General features: G+C 66.7%; 12 protein-coding genes and 1 riboswitch. Of the genes, 2 read left to right on the forward strand and 10 right to left on the reverse strand.

Annotation, left to right across the window (positions count from 1 at the left end; genetic code table 11):
• Window positions 1-93: 93 nt before the first annotated feature.
• A riboswitch (cobalamin riboswitch) is annotated at window positions 94-305 on the reverse strand.
• Between the two features lie 151 nt (window positions 306-456).
• On the reverse strand, window positions 457-1,863 hold the full coding sequence (locus ACH5N8_RS07225; protein ID WP_483283048.1) for a DUF2252 domain-containing protein: 1,407 nt from the start codon (window positions 1,861-1,863) through the stop codon (window positions 457-459).
• Between the two features lie 72 nt (window positions 1,864-1,935).
• Window positions 1,936-4,281, reverse strand: coding sequence for a DNA translocase FtsK (locus ACH5N8_RS07230; RefSeq protein WP_483283049.1), 2,346 nt, complete (start codon window positions 4,279-4,281; stop codon window positions 1,936-1,938).
• Window positions 4,282-4,548: 267 nt separating this feature from the next.
• Between ACH5N8_RS07230 and trxB the strand changes: the two genes are divergently transcribed.
• Window positions 4,549-5,502: a thioredoxin-disulfide reductase gene (gene trxB, locus ACH5N8_RS07235; protein WP_483283050.1), complete on the forward strand. Its 954-nt coding sequence runs from the start codon at window positions 4,549-4,551 to the stop codon at window positions 5,500-5,502.
• Between the two features lie 119 nt (window positions 5,503-5,621).
• Complete coding sequence (locus ACH5N8_RS07240) at window positions 5,622-7,880, forward strand: DNA internalization-related competence protein ComEC/Rec2 (RefSeq protein ID WP_483283051.1); 2,259 nt, start codon at window positions 5,622-5,624, stop codon at window positions 7,878-7,880.
• Window positions 7,881-7,897: 17 nt separating this feature from the next.
• Here ACH5N8_RS07240 and cysN read toward each other — a convergent pair whose 3' ends face one another.
• The 8 genes from cysN to cysK form a co-directional block, all read right to left on the reverse strand.
• Complete coding sequence (cysN, locus tag ACH5N8_RS07245) at window positions 7,898-9,541, reverse strand: sulfate adenylyltransferase subunit CysN (protein WP_483283052.1); 1,644 nt, start codon at window positions 9,539-9,541, stop codon at window positions 7,898-7,900.
• Window positions 9,541-10,449, reverse strand: coding sequence for a sulfate adenylyltransferase subunit CysD (cysD, locus tag ACH5N8_RS07250; protein ID WP_483283053.1), 909 nt, complete (start codon window positions 10,447-10,449; stop codon window positions 9,541-9,543). The genes cysN and cysD overlap by 1 nt, the downstream gene beginning before the upstream one ends.
• Before the next feature lie 185 nt (window positions 10,450-10,634).
• On the reverse strand, window positions 10,635-11,669 hold the full coding sequence (pyrC, locus tag ACH5N8_RS07255; RefSeq protein ID WP_483283054.1) for a dihydroorotase: 1,035 nt from the start codon (window positions 11,667-11,669) through the stop codon (window positions 10,635-10,637).
• Between the two features lie 197 nt (window positions 11,670-11,866).
• A complete protein-coding gene (locus ACH5N8_RS07260) occupies window positions 11,867-13,762 on the reverse strand; it encodes a reprolysin-like metallopeptidase (protein ID WP_483283055.1) in 1,896 nt (631 codons plus the stop codon).
• Window positions 13,763-13,957: 195 nt separating this feature from the next.
• Window positions 13,958-14,983, reverse strand: a complete 1,026-nt coding sequence (locus ACH5N8_RS07265; RefSeq protein ID WP_483283056.1) for a glycosyltransferase family 4 protein — start codon at window positions 14,981-14,983, stop codon at window positions 13,958-13,960.
• A 158-nt stretch (window positions 14,984-15,141) separates the two neighbouring features.
• Complete coding sequence (gene serB / locus ACH5N8_RS07270) at window positions 15,142-15,780, reverse strand: phosphoserine phosphatase SerB (RefSeq protein ID WP_460027517.1); 639 nt, start codon at window positions 15,778-15,780, stop codon at window positions 15,142-15,144.
• A 49-nt stretch (window positions 15,781-15,829) separates the two neighbouring features.
• Window positions 15,830-16,771: a serine O-acetyltransferase EpsC gene (epsC, locus tag ACH5N8_RS07275; RefSeq protein WP_483283057.1), complete on the reverse strand. Its 942-nt coding sequence runs from the start codon at window positions 16,769-16,771 to the stop codon at window positions 15,830-15,832.
• Between the two features lie 31 nt (window positions 16,772-16,802).
• Window positions 16,803-17,780: a cysteine synthase A gene (gene cysK / locus ACH5N8_RS07280; RefSeq protein WP_483283058.1), complete on the reverse strand. Its 978-nt coding sequence runs from the start codon at window positions 17,778-17,780 to the stop codon at window positions 16,803-16,805.
• Window positions 17,781-18,176 lie beyond the last annotated feature (396 nt).

The raw sequence follows: 18,176 nt of genomic DNA on the forward strand, positions 1-18,176 counted from the left end.
GCAGGAGAATCGTCACGGAGACAGCACGGTATCGACGGCAACGGCAGCCTTTGCCGCGGAACGACATCGAACCGGCGTTGCCCTCCGCAACGGTCGGCAGGTCGTTTCGGGGCCGGTATCCGGGCTCATCGGTGGCCCTGGGGCCGGGCTTGCCGCCTTCCCATGCGCAGGCACAGTGGCAGGAGTGACAAGCTTTAACCGATTTACCGTTGCGGGGGCAGCGCCGGCTTTGGGAGATTCCTCACCGGCTTCCCGTTTAACCCAGCGCGGGGATTGCGCCGGGCACCTCGAAAGCGGGCGGCAGTTTACCAGCTGATGGGAGGCAAAAACCAATCCGTCGGCATGGCGAGGGATAAAAATCCTGTTGCAATCGCGTCAGCATCCCGTCATGCGATTACCCGTCCGGGCTGTGACAGGCGGCCGGCATCCGTGGCTCGATCGTTGTCTGCCCTCTGTCTAGAGGTTGTCTTCCCGTAGCGTCTGGATCCGGCCCTCCCGTTCCGCCCGGGCCAGTTCCGCGTGGTCGTGCCGGTTCTGCTCGGCGTAGGCGAGGGCGAATTCGCCGATGGCCTCGTCGAAGACGGTCGATTTGCCCAGATATCCGCTGATGAGGGTGGCATTGCCGGACTTGGCATGCGCGCGGGCCAGCGCCCAGGCGCAAACCTCGCCATAGCGCTGCAGCTTGACCGGACAGGATTCCTCTAGCGGCAGCGAGAATTTCATGTCACGCATCTGTCGCGCATAGAAATCATGCCCCTGAGGCCCCTTGGCCCAGCCGAGGAAGATATCGCTGGACGATTGCATCAGCCGTTGGCCCACGACCACGCGCTGCCCCTGGTTCTCATAGGCGGAGCCGCCGGCATAGGGGGCCAGGACCGATGGACAGGCTTCCTTGACCTGCAGCAGCAGCGGCTGGTTCTGCTCCGAAAAGAACAGAGCGACATAGCAGCGGGTTCCCACGCTGCCGATACCGACAACCTTCAGCGCGACATCCTCGATGCGATAGCGGTCGAGCAGCACCCGGCGCTCGTCCGGGAGCGAGGCGCGATAGGCCGCGAGCGCTTGCATGGCCTTCTCGCGGAAGGCCGCCTCATCCGGTGGATGAAAGAGGAACGGCGGCTGGTCCAGCAGGCGCGGGCGTCCGCCGACGGACTTGGTGATGCGCGGGAACAGCCGGTCGCCCACCCGCTGGCGGGCCCGCGCGGCATAGCTCTCGCGCCGCTTGCGGGCCTTGGCGTCGGGCGCCAGGGCGATCAGCGTGTCCATGTCCAGCCGGCTGTACCAGACCTCCAGCGGGCTCATGCTCGAGTAGCGCCGCAGCTGCTCGCGATAGGCCCGGACGCATGCCACTGCGGCGGTGGTGACGGCCTCCGCGTTGAAGCCAAAGTCCTGTCCCGCCACGACCAGGCTGACGGCCAGGCGCTTCAGATCCCATTCCCAGGGAGCCGGGAGGGTTTCGTCGAAGTCGTTGATATCGAACAGCAGGATGCGTTCGGCGCTGGCGAACAGGCCGAAATTCAGCAGGTGGCAATCGCCGCAGGCCTGCACCCTGATGCCGGTGGTCGGGGTCAGGGCGAGATCATGGGCCATGAGGCCGGCCGAGCCGCGCAGGAACGTGAAGGGGCTGCGCAGCATGCGGCCATAGCGGATCGGCACCAGTTCCGGCAGCCGGTCACGGTTGGACTGCTCCAGGAGCGCGATCGGGTCGCGTCGGGCCGAGGCGCTTGGCCAGTCGGCGTGGCTTCGGCGCGGCACGGCCTCGCGCAGGGCCTTGCCGGCCGCCAGATGTTCCTCGCGCGAGCAAAACACGGGCGCCTCCGGCACCTGGAGGGCTTTCTTTCTGGGCGGGCGGGACTGGGGCAAGCTTAGAGTCTCCTGGAAAGGGCCGGGCAGGGCGCGGAAAGGCGATGCGTCCTGCCTGGCAGTCGCTTCGGGTCAGTCGCCGGGCGGCGGCGGTGCCAGCACCTCGCGGCTGCCGTTGGTTTCCGCGGGGCCGACGATGCCCGCGTTCTCCATGTCCTCGATCATCCGCGCCGCGCGGTTGTAGCCCACCTTGAAACGTCGCTGGACGCTGGAGATGGACGCCTTGCGCGATTCGGTGACGAAGCGCACCGCCTCGTCGTACAGCGGGTCGGATTCCTCGCCGCCGCCGCTGTCGCCATTGCGGTAGCCGCCGGCATCGCCGCTGCCGGCGTCCTCGGAAAAGCGGGTGATTTCCGTGATGTATTTGGTCGGGCCGGTCCGCTTGAGGAATTCCACGACCTGGTGCACCTCGTCGTCGGAGACGAAGGCGCCATGGGCACGCATGGGCAGGCCGGTGCCCGGGGGCAGGTAGAGCATGTCACCGTTGCCGAGCAGGGATTCGGCCCCGCCCTGGTCGAGGATGGTCCGCGAGTCGATCTTCGACGAGACCTGGAAGGCGAGGCGTGTCGGGATGTTGGCTTTGATGAGGCCGGTGATGACATCGACCGAGGGCCGCTGTGTCGCCAGGATCAGGTGCAATCCGGCGGCGCGCGCCTTCTGTGCCAGGCGGGCGATCAGCTCCTCCACCTTCTTGCCGACGATCATCATCATGTCGGCCAGTTCGTCGATGACGATGACGATGAAGGGCAGGGGTTCCAGGAAGGGCGCTTCGTCGTTCTCGGTCAGCAGGTCCGGCGACCACAGCGGATCGCGGATCGGCTCGCCGGCGGCGCTGGCCTCGCTGACCTTCTGGTTGAAGCCGGCGAGATTGCGCACGCCCATCAGCGACATCAGCTTGTAACGGCGCTCCATCTCCGCCACACACCAGCGCAGGGCATTGGCGGCTTCCTTCATGTCGGTGACCACCGGCGTCAGCAGGTGCGGGATGCCCTCGTAGACCGACAGTTCCAGCATCTTGGGGTCGATCATGATCAGGCGCACGTCCTCGGGCCGAGCCTTGTAAAGCATGCTGAGGATCATGACATTGACGGCGACCGACTTGCCGGAGCCGGTCGTGCCCGCCACCAGCAGGTGCGGCATGCGGGCGAGATTCGCGACCACGGGATGGCCGCTGATGTCCTTGCCCAGGGTCAGCGTCAGCGGCGAATGGCTATCCTGATAGGCGGGTGAGGCCAGCACCGAGTGCAGCAGCACGGTCTCCCGTTCCTCGTTGGGAATCTCGAGACCGATGACGGCCTTGCCGGGAATGATCTCGACGACCCGGACACTGTTGACGGAGAGGGTGCGGGCCAGGTCCTTGGCCAGGCCACTGATGCGGCTGACCTTGACCCCAGGCGCCGGCTGCACCTCGAAGCGGGTGATGACGGGCCCCGGGTGCACCTCCATCACCTGCACCTCGACGCCGAAGTCGTCCAGGATGGCTTCCAGCTGGCGCGACATCTCCTCCAGCTGGACAGTGCTATAGCCGCGGATACGCGGCGCCCGGTCGTTGAGCAGGTCGAGGGTCGGCAGCTGGCCAGCGTGCACGGGGGGCAACTCGGCCGGCTTCTGGGGTTTGCGTGGTTTCGGGCTGGCGACGTCGACGACGGGGGCGCTGGCCGGTGGCGGGACTGATGGCTTGGGCCGGCGGGCACGCTCCGTGGCTTCGCCGGATGGGCGGAAGGACGATGCCGGTTCGGTTTCGCCCTCCTGGGCCTTCGCCTGTCGGCGTGGCCAGGACCAGCGGTTCCGCTGCGGCAGCAGGGTGCTCACCCGCATGGCCAGGGACAGGCCTGCCTGGCCCGCGCCGTCCAGGACCCAGACCCACGACAGGCCGGTACACAGGGAGACCCCGGCCAGCAACTGTGTCACCAGCAGGATGGTCATCCCGGACGTGCCGAAGGCATGGTAGAAATGATCCGAGATTTCACGGCCGACGATGCCGCCGTAACCCTCCGGCAGTTCCAGCCGGGGACGCACCATGAAGCGCTCGGTGATGCCAGTGGCCGCTATCAGGGCGATTCCGAAGCCCAGCCAGCGCAGGGCCGTATCGGCCGGTGCCGGGCGCTCGTCTCCGGCATGGCGGTAAACCCGGTAGCCGTAGTATGCCAGCAGGAAAGGCAGGAGGTGAGCACTGATACCGAACAGCGACAGGAAGAAATCGGCCAGCCAGGCACCGGCGCTGCCGGCCCCGTTGTGTATGTCAAGGCGGCTGCCGCCGTGACTCCAGCCGGGATCGTCGAGATCGAAGGTTGCCAGGGAGATCAGCAGCAACAGCGAGATGGCGAGGTAAAGGAGCAGGATGGATTCCCGCAGCCCCCTGAGCAGGGCCGTACCCAGATCGCGACCCAACGCCAGTTTTCTCAGAACCTCAAGCAAACCCTTTCCCCCTCTCCATCCCCTGATTGGCGGCACCGCGGCCCGCGGCGATACCGTTGATACGGCCATTGCCGGCTATTTTGCCCCACTTCGCCCCGGGGGTCATGTTCGCCGGCTCCGCAAGGCTCGACCCTGGCAGCAATCATGGCTATGCTTGCCGATTTTCACAGAGCCGTGCGACGCTGGCGGCGGAGTCCCCGGACAGGCCGGGTTTTCCGGCATCCTCGCCAGTCGCCGACGCTGCCTGATCGCCTACCCGAGGACACCATGGCCGATGCTAAACACTGTCGATTGCTGATTCTGGGCTCCGGCCCGGCCGGCTATTCCGCCGCGGTCTATGCCGCCCGCGCCAACCTGAAGCCTGTCCTGGTGACGGGACTCGAGATGGGCGGCCAGCTGACCACCACCACCGATGTCGACAACTGGCCCGGCGACGCCGACGGCGTCCAGGGTCCCGAGTTGATGGAGCGCATGAAGCGCCATGCGGAGCGCTTCGAAACCGAGATCCTCTTCGACCATATCCACACGGCCGAACTCGGCAGCCGGCCCTTCCGGCTTGTCGGTGATGCCGGCGCCTACACCTGCGATGCGCTGATCATCGCTACCGGGGCTTCGGCGCGGTATCTGGGATTGCCATCCGAGGAGGCCTACAAGGGTAAGGGGGTCTCCGCCTGCGCGACCTGCGACGGCTTCTTTTATCGCAACAAGCCGGTGGCGGTCGTGGGCGGCGGCAATACCGCGGTCGAGGAAGCCCTGTACCTGTCCAACATTGCCTCGCACGTGACCGTGATCCATCGGCGCGACCGGTTCCGCTCCGAGAAGATTCTCTCCGACAAGCTGCTGGAACGTGCCCGCACGGGCAACGTCAGCATCCAGTGGAACCATACGCTGGCGGAGGTGCTGGGCGACGACCAGGGCGTCACCGGCATCCGCATCCAGGCCGTCGAGGGCGGCGCCACCCAGGATATCGCTGTCGAGGGCGTCTTCATCGCCATCGGCCACAGCCCGAATACCGGCATCTTCGATGGGCAGCTGGAGATGCGCAACGGCTATATCCAGATCAGGAGCGGTTCCGAGGGCAACGCGACGGCGACCAGTGTGCCCGGCGTTTTCGCGGCCGGTGATGTGGCGGACTCGATCTACCGGCAGGCGATCACCTCGGCCGGGTCGGGCTGCATGGCGGCGCTGGATGCCGAAAAGTATCTGGACGCCCTGGACTGACCACCGGCATTTTCCGGCGCGGGTGCCGCGCGGCTTCCCCCGCACAAGATCCGGCGTCGCCACCGCGCGGGGGTGGCGGGCCGCCGGATGAGCGCGTCATTCGCTTTGCCCTCGGCCTGGTGGCCGGCGCGCTGCTCATCCAGCAGCTGCCCGGCCTGCCCGCGCCCCTGCTCTGGTTGCCGCTGGCGCTGGGAGCGGTCGGGCTGTTCCGGCTCGGCCGGCCCGGTCTTGCAGGGGTTTCGCTCGGGCTCTGCTGGGCCGGTGGCTATGCTGCCCTGGGACTGGCCGATGCGCTGACGGCCCAGGGCCGGGTCCAGGTGCTGGTCGAAGGACGGATCGCGACGATACCGAGTCCCATGGACCGCGGCGAGCGCTTCGACCTTGTCGTGGAGCGGATCCTTGAAGCGCCGCTGGAACGGTTGCCGCGGAAGCTGCGGGTCAGCTGGTATCGTGCCGGGCAAGCCGTCAAGGCGGGCGAATCCTGGCGCTTGCGGTTGAGCCTGCGACCGCCGCGCGGGATGCTGAACCCCGGCGGATTCGACTACGAGCGCTGGCTGTTCGCCCAGGGCATAGGTGCCGTGGGCTATGTGCGCGAATCGCTGGAAAACCGGCGGCTGGCGCTCACGGCTCCCGGATCCTGGCTGCCGCGTTGGCGGCAGGACATCCATGATCGTCTTCAGGCGGTCTGGCAGCACAGTCCCGTGGCCGGGTTGCTGATGGCGCTGACCATGGGCGTCGAGGATGGCATCGGGCGTCCGGAGTGGGATGTGCTGCGCCGGACCGGCACCGCGCACCTGATCGCGATCTCGGGGTCGCACATCGGTCTGGTGGCAGGGCTCGTCTTCTTCCTGGTCCGCTCGCTGGTCAGCCGGCTGGGTCCGCGACAGCGCCTTTCCCCGCCGCGGATCGCGGCATTGGCCGGGCTGGTGGGGGCCTGGGCCTACGCGGCGCTGGCCGATTTCGGCATCCCGACACAGCGCGCGCTGATCATGGTCGCCATGGCCATGGGCGCTGTGGTCCTGCAACGTCCCACGCATGTCGCCCACCTGCTGGCCCTGGCGCTGATCGCCGTCGTGCTCCGGGATCCGCTGGCGGTGCTGGCGCCGGGCTTCTGGCTGTCGTTCGCGGCCGTGGCGCTCATCGCCTATGGCGTTCGCGGGCGGCTGGCCCCGGCTCGCGGCGGCCGCCTGCTCTGGCGCATCAACGCTTTGACCGCGGTCGGATTGGCGCCCGTGCTGCTGCTCTTTTTCGGGCAGATGTCGCTGGTGTCGCCTTTCGCCAACCTGTTGGCCGTACCAGTGCTGGGAACGCTGCTGATCCCGCTGTGCCTGGCGGGGGCCTTGCTGCTGCCGGTATCGCCGGCGCTGGGCCAGCCGCTGCTGGCGCTGGCCGAATGGGTCATGCGCGAGTCCTGGCGGGTGTTGACCTGGATAGCCTCGCTGCCCGTGGCGCAATGGACGCATCCCGTGCCGCCGCTTGGGCACATGGCCCTGGCGCTCGCGGGCGTGATCCTGTTGCTGGCCCCGCGCGGCGTGCCGGCCCGCTGGCTGGGACTGGTGATGCTGCTGCCAGCGCTGCTTTACGCGCCCGAGCGGTTGCCGCCCGGCGGGTTTCGGTTGACCCTGCTGGATGTCGGTCAGGGACTGGCGGCGGTGGTCGAGACCCGTCATCGAACTCTGGCATTCGACGCAGGGGCGAAGCTGAGTCGCCATTTCGACATGGGCAATGCCGTCGTCGAACCCTATCTGCGTCATCGGGGCCTGGGGCGCATCGATGTGCTGGTGATCTCGCACGGAGACAATGACCACAGCGGCGGCGCCCGTTCGCTGCTGCAAGTCTTTCCCGTGAGACACCTGCTCACCAGCGTACCGGATCTGTTCCGGGATGACGCCGCCATGTCATGCCAGGCCGGCCAGGGCTGGCGCTGGGATGGCGTCGATTTCCAGATGCTGGGCCCGGTCGCGGCCAGCACCCGCGACAATGACAATTCCTGCGTGCTGCGCGTCCGGGGGGAAGGTGGCAGCGTGCTGCTGACCGGGGACATCGAGGCGGATGCCGAGAACCGGCTGGTAACCCGCTATGGCTCCGCACTGCGCAGCGATGTGCTGGTCGTGCCGCATCACGGCAGCAAGACCTCGTCCACGCCCGCGCTCCTGGCGGCTGTCCGGCCGCGATGGGGGCTGGTCCCGGCGGGCTATCTGAACCGCTTCGGTTTTCCCCACCGGGAGGTTCTGGAGCGTTACCGCGCGTTCGGGATAGCGGTGATGAACGTCGCCGAAGCCGGCACCCTCACCGTCGAGCCGGGCGCCCCCGGGAACCGGATATCGCCGCCGCAGGCCTTCCGGGAGGGCTACCGGCGCTACTGGTTGACGCGCTGAGGCGCGTCAGCGCCGGCTCAGGTCAGCAGGATGGCCTGCTCGCGCAGCCAGCCGAGAATGGCGTCGGCGGTCGTCAGGTTTTCCGGCAGCGCCACGCCGGCGGCGGCCGCCGGCTTTGGCTGCGCGCAGAGGCAGATCAGCCCGGCGCGGCCGGCCTGTTCGGCGATCAGCGGCACCTGTTCCGCCAGTGCCGGATCGTCCAGCACCAGGGTGGCATGGCCGAGGTTGAACAGCCACCGCTCCAGGCGGTAGGCCAGTCCGGCGGCATCCGGGCAACCCAACCAGAGGGTCGTGGCCCGCTGGCCGAAGCGGGTGGCGCGCTCTTCCGGCGTGACCTGGCCCTGCTGCTCTGCTTCGTCCGACAGGCCCACGATCATCCCCGCCCCGACAGTGACATTGGTGAGGCGATCGATGACGATGAAGGCGCCGGTGCCCTTGCAGACGGTATAGGGATCGAAGGCGATGGGGGCGCTGAGGGCCAGCTCGCAGAGGCCGATCTCGTTCAGGTGCAGCTGGGTGGCCGGGTGATGGGCCTGGGTGTTGACATCGATGCGGTAGCGGATGCGCGGCACCGAGCCGGTGACGCTGCGGGTGTTCTGCTTGATCAGGTACTGCCGGCCCGGCACCAGCGCCGCCTCGGTCATCCACACCACCTGCGCCAGGAAGCGCGAAGCCAGCTGCGGCACATCGTCCGGCCGCACCAGGAGATCGCCGCGGCTGATGTCGATCTCGTCGGTCAGGGTGAAGGTCACCGCCTGCGGCGGGAAGGCCTCGGCCTGCTCGCCGTCGTAGGTGACGATGCTGGCGATGCGGCTGGTCTTGCGCGAGGGCAGCACCATCACCGGATCGCCCTTGCGGAAGATGCCCGCGGCCACGGTGCCGCTGTAGCCGCGGAAGTCCAGGTGCGGCCGGTTGACGTACTGCACCGGGAAGCGCGGATTGACCATGTTCTGATCGTCGGCGATGGCGATGCTGTCCAGCAGCGCCATCAGCGGTGGCCCGTCGTACCAGGGCATGTTCGGACCGGGATGGACCACATTGTCGCCCTTCAGCGCCGACAGCGGCAGGAAGCGGATGTCCCTGAGGCCCAGCTTGTCGGCAAAGGCCAGGTAGTCGGCCCGGATGCCGTTGAACACCTCCGCGCGGAAATCCACCAGATCCATCTTGTTGATGGCCACCACCACATGGCGGATGCCCAGCAGCGAGACGATGTAGCTGTGCCGCCGGGTCTGGGTCTGCACCCCATGGCGGGCATCGATGAGGATGATGGCCAGGTCGCAGGTCGAGGCGCCGGTGGCCATGTTGCGGGTGTACTGCTCGTGCCCCGGCGTGTCGGCGATGATGAACTTGCGCCGGGTGGTCGAGAAATAGCGGTAGGCCACGTCGATGGTGATGCCCTGCTCGCGTTCCGCCTGCAGGCCATCCAGCAGCAGGGCCGGGTCGAAATCGTCGCCGGTGGTGCCGAACTTGGCGCTGTCCTTGCGGATGGCGGCCAGCTGATCCTCGTAGATCAGCTTCGAATCGTGCAGCAGCCGGCCGATCAGGGTGCTCTTGCCGTCATCGACATTGCCGCAGGTGAGCAAGCGCAGCAGCTCCTTGCGCTCGTGCTGGGCCAGATAGGCATGGATGTCCTCGGCGATGAGGTCGGACTGGTGCGCCATCAGAAATAACCCTCCTTCTTCTTCTTCTCCATGGAGCCCGACTGGTCGTGATCGATCAGGCGGCCCTGCCGCTCCGAGGTGGTGGTCAGCAACATTTCCTGGATGATCTCGGGCAGGGTGGTGGCGTTGGACTCCACCGCACCGGTCAGCGGATAGCAGCCCAGGGTGCGGAAACGCACCCGCTTCATCTCCGGCACCTCGCCCGGCGCCAGCGGCATGCGGTCGTCATCGACCATGATCCAGATGCCATCGCGCATCACCACCGGCCGCTCGGCGGCGTAGTAGAGCGGCACGATGGGGATGTTCTCGAGATGGATGTACTGCCAGATATCCAGCTCGGTCCAGTTGGAGAGCGGAAACACGCGGATGCTCTCGCCCGCGTTGACCTTGCCGTTGTAGAGATTCCACAGTTCCGGCCGCTGGTTCTTCGGGTCCCAGCGATGATGCTGGTCGCGGAAGGAATATACGCGCTCCTTGGCGCGGGACTTTTCCTCGTCGCGGCGGGCGCCGCCGAAGGCGGCATCGAAGCGGTACCGGTTGAGCGCCTGCTTGAGCGCCTCCGTCTTCATGATATCGGTGTGCTTCTCGCTGCCATGGTCGAAGGGATTGATGCCCTGCGCCACGCCCTCGGGGTTGATGTGGACGATCAGGTCCAGCCCCAGGTCATGGGCCATGCGGTCGCGGAAGGCGATCATGTCGCGGAACTTCCAGGTGGTGTCGACATGCAGCAGCGGGAAGGGCGGCCTGCCGGGATGGAAGGCCTTGAGCGCCAGGTGCAGCATGACCGCCGAGTCCTTGCCGATCGAGTAGAGCATCACCGGCCGGTCGAACTCGGCGGCAACCTCGCGGATGATGTGGATGCTCTCGGCTTCCAGTTGCTTGAGATGGGTGAGGGTGTGTGCGGACATGGGCAGGTCGATGTGATGGCAGGCCTGCGGACACCTGCCTTGAAGACGCTAGAAAGCCGTCAACTGTACCACAGCGGCGCTCCGCAAGCGCCAGTATGCGCAAGGACAGGCGAGCGCCGGATGTTGGGTGGTCTTGCCTTGCCGGGGGTTGCCGGCAACGCCACCGGATCGATTGCCTCCCGGCGTCAGGTGATCAGGCGCCAGGCCAGCATGTCGCCAGCCATGAACGGTATGAGCTCCTCATCGCCGAAATCCAGCCGGCTGGGAATCTGCCACGGCGCCTTCTCCAGGGTGATCGTTCGCTGGTGTCGGGGCAGGCCATAGAAATCCGCGCCATGATGGCTGGCGAAGCCTTCCAGGCGGTCCAGCTTGCCGACCGATTCGAATGCCGTCGCATAGAGTTCGAGCGCGGCGAGGGCGGTATAGCAGCCGGCGCAGCCACAGGCAGATTCCTTCTGGCCGCGGGGATGGGGGGCACTGTCGGTCCCCAGGAAGAATTTGGGATTGCCACTGGTCGCCGCCGCCAGCAAGGCCTGTCGATGCGGTTCACGCTTGAGGACCGGCAGGCAGTAGAAATGCGGCCGGATGCCCCCGGCCAAGAGGATATTGCGATTGTGCAGCAGGTGATGGGCGGTGATCGTGGCACCGACCCCTGCCCGGCTGTCGCGGACGAAATCGGCGCCTTCCCGGGTCGTGATGTGTTCCAGCACCACGGGCAGGGCGGGGAAGCGCTCGACCAGGGGCGCCAGGTGCCGGTCGATGAACACGGCCTCCCTGTCGAAGATGTCGACGGCGGCGTCGGTGACTTCTCCGTGCACCAGCAATGGAACCTGGTATTTTTCCAGCGATTCCAGCAGGGGATAGAGTGCTTCCACCTGGCTGATGCCGGCCTCCGAATGGGTGGTCGCACCGGCCGGGTACAGCTTGAAGGCCAGGACCTCCGGCGTATCGGCAAGCCGTCGCACCTCGTCGTGGCGGGTCCGGTCGGTCAGGTACAGCGTCATCAGGGGCTCGAACCCGCTGTTGGCCGGCAGGGCGGCGAGTATGCGTCGCCGGTAATCCAGCGCGGCGACAACGGTTGTGACGGGCGGCTTGAGATTGGGCATGACGATGGCCCGCCCGAACTGGCGAGCGCTGTCGGCAACCACATCGCGCATGGCGGTGCCATCGCGCAGGTGCAGGTGCCAGTCATCCGGCAGGGCAAAACGGATAGGGTCCATTGGTGAAGGTTCCGGTCTTCGGGCGGAGGCTGTCAGGCCATTCATGGAGGCGGCAACGAGGGGAGGGCTGGCACCCCGTTCATCCGCGCCTTGCGTGTCCGGGCGGCGGCCTATCGAGCCCGGTCATCCAGCGGCGACCCGGGTATTCGGCTCTTGCCCCGCCCAGCCCATGTTCCTGGGGGCTCCCCGGCTTTCGGCTATCTGTCCGACAGCGCTTTCGCCCGGCGCCCCGGGTTGGCTGTCGGCAAGGCCGTATCCCGGGTCTTGTCCAGCGTCAGGTAGGGGGATGCCCCAAGGCTGTTCCAGGCATGGATGCGGTAGCTGACGGTCTTGCCGCCCGGGAGACCCGTGTCGATGAAATTCTGCGTATTGGCCGGCAGGGCAGCGATTTGCATCCAGCTGTAACCATCCATCGAGCGTTCCAGCCTGTAGCCGGTCTCGTTGCCGGCGGCATCGGTCCAGCTCAGGCTGACGCCATCGCTGCTTTCCTCGTCGGCCAGGAAATCCGTCGGCGCTAGCGGTGCGGATATGACCGCCGGCGGGTTACGGAAGCCGGCCACGATGGCTGCCGTGGATCGCATCGAGCGCGCGGCGTCGGCAGAGCCGGCCACGCCGATGGGTTGCCCGCCATAGGTAAGGTCGGTGTCCGCCGAGGAGAAGTACGGGATGCCGGGCTCGTCCTGGCAGGGATAGGCCATGATGTCGCGGAAGACGCCGCACACGCGATAGCCGAAGGCATCCGGGCTGGCGCCAGGCGATGGTGCATGATCGACATCGTGCACGTTGCCCTGGATATGTCCCAGCAGGTGGGCCAGGGCATTGTTGCTGCCCAGGCAGTTATAGCTGGTGTCGTCATGCACCGCCATGAACGCGGCGGCGGCGAAATCCGGCGTGCCACGGGTCATGACCGGCGCTGTGCCACAGACATCCTGATTGGCGTTGACCAGGACAACCAGATCGGCGCCGAACTGATCCCGCAGGGCATGAAGGTCATCCAGGTAGCCATCGTCGCGCGCCTGCAAGCGCGAGCGGTCCAGGGCCATGTCGCCGGACTCCGCATAGGGGGTTTCCACCATCTTGACCAGATTCAGCTGGACCGGAATCCTGCTGTTCAGGTAGGCCTGATTGGCTTTGCTGACGGCGTTGATGACGCGGGTTTCGATGGCCGATATGCCACCGGCATTGGCGCGGGATCTGGCCGTATAGGCGACCAGCAGGTCGAAGGTCTGCGGACCGCTGGCGTTGGCGGCCATGTTGCCGGGCGCCGCTTCGCTGCCGCTGACCAGGTTTCCCTCCGCCGGATATTCCAGGTTTTCCGGCTCGAAGCTTGGAGCTGTCTTGCTCCGGTCGAGTTCGCGGACAGCATGGATGCCGTCCTTGATCGGGACGATCTCGAAGGATTTCCCGCGGGATTCGATCGTGCCCATCAGGGCTCGGCCCCGGTTGACCAGAATGACTTCGCTTTCGGGGTCTTCCGCGAGATGGCCCACCCAGACATCGCCACCCTCCATGCTCTGGAGCATACCGTGCACGATACGGTCCCGCACAGCCAGGCTGCTGGCATCATCGAACAGGTTGAGCCGCAGGGTATCGGCTTCCAGCGCCTCGAAATTGATCGTGGCATGCCGTGCGCGTCCCGGCATGACCTTGGCCGGTGTCTGTGCCGGCATCGTCAGCGCCTCATCTCCGGGTTCGCCCAGCAAGGAGAGCACGTAAGCCATCCCTTCGCTGCCGGTACCGGCCGCTGTCGGCGGCAGGCTGGTCACCTGGCGGGCAACGTAATCCTGCCAGGGGCCCGCCATCGAGATTGCCAGCAAGGCGCCGGCAAGGGCACCAATGACGCCGGCCAGGAGGCGCGAGGACTGCCTGCCGGTTCCGGGAACGCCACCGGGCAGCAGCGCTTGCACAAGCAGCGCGAGTGCACTGCTCAGGGCGATGAGCATGCCCGCCAGGACCCCGTTGGGCACGTCGAACAGCCAGAGCAGGGCATCCGCGGGCTGGAACGGTGTCGCCGCCTCGACCACCGGCGTGGCCAAGGCCAGCCCGACAGCGGGCGCGATCGACCGGACAATGAAGCGTTCAGAGGAATTCATGATGGGTTTCTCCACGGGGCCTGGGCTCCATGGGCTTGACATGTGGAGCCTGGGGAATGCGAACTCATAAGCAGAAACTTACGACGGTAGCGCCGAATTATCCAGAAATTTCGTCCTCTAGGTGTCGCCCCCCGCGATGCACCGCTCTTGATTCCGGTAACTCGGGGCGAAGATTGCCGTTTGCGCCCTGCCGGTTCACGGACGATTCTCGCCCGTCAGGCGGCGATACAGCGCGTCGAGGCGGGGCACCACGGCATCGGCCGAGTACACCTGCAGGAACCGCTCGCGCGCCGCCATCCCGAGCCGCTCGCGGGTCCCGGCATCGGCAAGCAGTCGCTGCAGGGCCTGGCGGAGCCCGTCGACATCACCCGGTTCCACCAGGATGCCACAGGTGCCATCGGCCAGCATTTCCGGAATGCCGCCAACCCGTGTCGCAAGGATGGCCAGGCCAGCCCCCATCGCTTCCAGAATCGCGACCGGCAAGCCTTCGGCATAGGAGGGCAGCACGAATATCCGGCATTGGCGGAGCAGTGTCGCGCGCTTGTCGGCATCAACCCAGCCGAGAACATGGAAGCGCTCGCTCATGCCGTGGCTTGCCACCAGCGACCTGACCCGCTCGATTTCACCATCGCCGCCGCACCAGATCTGGAGGCCGGCATGGCTTTCGTACAGGGGCTTCACCGCCTCGATGAGATCGAAAATGCCCTTGCGTTCGCCGAAACGGCCGAGATAAAGGATTTCCGGCAACGCCGATGCCGTGGCGGGACCTTGTGAAGACGCAGGCGGCAACGGTACGAAGTTGGCAATGACCTCTACCGGCGTGGGACTGAGCTCGGCATAGAAACTTGCCCAATCGCGCGACAGGGCAACTACCTGATCGGCCATGCCGATGATCCAGCGGACGTAACGCCGCACCCAGGGCGCCTGGCCGGCATAGAACGACCTGAACTCCGCGCCATGCATGTGCAGGATGATGGGGGTGTGAAAGAGCCGTCCCAGCAGCACGAACAGCGATTTGCGAAAAAAGCTGCCGCGTTCCGCCACATGGATGTGCAACAGCCGCACCCGGCCGCCGGCCAGCAGCCAGAGACATTGCCAGAGCGCTTTCCATGCCAGCAGAAGACGCCGCGCGAGACTGCCGCCATCATGGGAGCAAAGGATGCGGAGCGGCCAGCGGGTAGCCAGTTCCGACTGGGTCAGCGACTGGATGACGGACAGCATGCCGCCCGGCGCGCAGGTCGAAACAAGCAGGATGCATGATTGTCGGCGCGCCATCGGCGTTCAGGTCGTGATGGGAGGTCCATCCATTATGGATGTCCCGGGGCCAGACTCCAAGCCGATGCAGCGGGGACAGGCCGCCACCGGTGGCGGCAAAGTCGCTAGCGAAGGCCGATCATCTCCAGGACGCGGCTCAGGTCGCGCTCGTCGAGGGCGATGTCGGCCTGTTCGCGGACGATGGGCTTGGCGTCGAAAGCGATGGACAGACCCGCGGCTGCCATCATCTTCAGATCGTTGGCGCCATCGCCGATGGCGACCGTACGCTCCGGCGGTATCGCCATGGCGGCCGCCCAGGATCTCAGGCTGTCGGCCTTGGCGGCAGCATCGACGATATCGCCCAGTACACGGCCGGTCAGCCGGCCGTCGAGGATCTCCAGCCGGTTGGCGCGCCAGACATCCAGCCCCAGCCGCTGGGCCAGCGGGTCAAGCACCTCATGGAAGCCGCCCGAAACCGCGCCGACATGACCGCCCGCGCGCTGCACGCCCTGGATCAGCTCGGGAACGCCGGGGGTCACGGTGATGCGCGCGCGGATGGCCTCGAAAATGCTGTCGGGCAACCCGGCCAGGGTGGCGACACGTTCCCTGAGGCTCTGGGCGAAATCCAGCTCGCCACGCATGGCCCGTTCGGTGACCGCCGCGACCTCGGCCAGGGAGCCGGCCTCGGCCGCCAGCAATTCGATGACCTCGTTCTCGATCAGGGTGGAGTCCACATCAAGCACGACCAGATAAGGGTTGGGCATGGGTGCTGGCAAGGGTGGCATGGGAGGGGAGGCTGGTCCGGTCGCGGGCCTAGATGCCGGCACCGTGGATGAAGAGTTCCTGGCGTACCTGTGCCTGGGTGATGTTGCTGCCCGGCGGGACGCTGCGGGTCAGCCAGACATTGCCGCCAATGGTGGAGCCGCGGCCGATGGTGATGCGGCCGAGGATGGTCGCGCCGGCGTAGACGACCACATCGTCCTCGACGATCGGATGCCGGGCATGGCCCTTGAGCAGCATGCCGCTCTCGTCGGTGGGGAAGCGCTTGGCCCCCAGCGTGACCGCCTGGTAGAGCCGGACGCGCTCGCCGATGACGGTGGTTTCGCCGATCACGACGCCGGTACCGTGGTCGATGAAGAAGCTCGGCCCGATCTGCGCGCCCGGGTGAATGTCGATGCCGGTCACGGAATGGGCGATCTCCGCGATCATGCGGGCGATCAGGGGCAAGCCCAGCGCATAGAGCTCGTGCGCCAGCCGGTGGTTGATGATGGCGGCGATGCCCGGATAGCAGACCAGTACCTCGTCGATGCTGCGGGCCGCGGGGTCGCCCTCGTAGGCCGCCTGCAGGTCGGTATCCAGCAGCGCGCGCACCTTGGGCAAGGTCTTGACGAAGGACTGCACCAGGTTCATGGACTGTTCCCGCAGCGTGTCATGGTCCGGGTCCAGGGTGCCGGCCTGCTCGGCGCTGTAGCGCCGTTCGCGCTGGATCTGTCCCATCAGCAGCCGCAGCTTGGCGTCGAGGGTATGCCCCACGTAGTAGTCGATGCCTTCGTCGGTCTGCTCCCCCGAGCCCAGCCGGTTCGGGTAGAGGACTGTCGCCAGCCCTTCGATGATGTCGGCAAGCACGGCCCGGGAGGGTAGCCTGGGCGGACGATCCAGCCGCTGGCGCTGGGCCAGCGAGCTGAGCCGCAGGCCGCGCAGTTCGGCAACGACCGGGGCAATGTTCAGATGGGTAAGATGACTGGGCAGCATCATGGCGTCTGGTGTCTCCGGATGATGCCTGCGGTCAGATCGCCATGCCCTGGGCATCGAACAGCCCGTCGAACAGCGCCGTGCTGAGGTAACGCTCGCCCGAATCCGGCAGGACCACGACGAGGGTCTTGCCGGCGTGCTCCGGACGCCGGGCCAGCCGCACCGCCACCGCCGCCGCCGCCCCGCAGGAAATGCCGGCCAGGATGCCCTCCTCCCGCGCCAGCCGGCGGGCCATGTCGATGGCCTCCTCGTTGCTGACCGGTTCGATGGCGTCGACCAGCGACAGGTCGAGCACCTCCGGCACGAAACCGGCGCCGATGCCCTGGATCTTGTGCGGACCGGGCTGCACCGGCTGCCCGGCGCGGGTCTGCGATAACACCGGACTGGCGGCGGGCTCCACCGCGACCGACAGGACCGGCTTGTGGCGAGTGAGCTTGAGATAGCGGCTGACCCCGGTGATGGTGCCGCCGGTGCCGACGCCGGCAACCAGGATGTCGACCTGCCCGTTGCTGTCGTCCCAGATTTCCGGACCCGTCGTGGCTTCGTGAATGGCGGGATTGGCGGGGTTCTTGAACTGCTGCAGCAGGACATAGCGGGCGGGGTCGGATGCGGCGATCGCCTCGGCCTTGGCGATGGCGCCCGGCATGCCCTTGGCGCCTTCGGTCAGCACCAGTTTCGCACCATAGGCCACCAGCAGCTTGCGCCGTTCGATGCTCATGGTCTCCGGCATGGTCAGCGTCAGGGGAATGCCGCGCGCTGCGGCCACGAAGGCCAGGGCGATGCCGGTGTTGCCGCTGGTCGGTTCGACGATTTCCTTGCCGGGCCCGAGCAGGCCGCGCTGCTCGGCATCCCAGACCATGGCCGCGCCGATGCGGCATTTCACCGAGTAGGCCGGGTTGCGGCCCTCGATCTTGGCCAGCACGGTGGCCGGAGCACCCTCGACCACGCGGTTCAGTCGAACCAGGGGGGTTCTGCCGATCGAATGCGAGTTGTCTTCAAACCAGCGGTTCATGCGAATCTCCGAGGAACAAGGAAGCGTAGAGGGTTCTGCCATGGCCTGCATCCGGGGCCGCCTGGCCTATCAAGGCCGCGTACCTTGGGGAAACCCGATGGGCCATGCTCGCACGGGCCAGCGGCAATGCGCGGGGTGGATGCTGACCTCCGACCTCCGGAACCTGGCAGGCGCTCCGGGTGACCACCAGCGAGGTCGTCCGCCACCAAATGTGGCGTCGAATACCGATTGGCGTATCGTGCCTGACACCGGTTCAGGCCGGGCAGCCACACATGTTAATGAAATCGTGTCGCAAAGTCCTGCTGCCGCGATACGGATTGCCGGGAAAAGGCTGTCGGCGCTGTCGCGGCCGGTAGGCGCTTGGCCGCCATAACGGCAGGTTCTTGCCCTGTTGTG

Source organism: Methyloparacoccus sp. NF-16 (assembly GCF_056880625.1).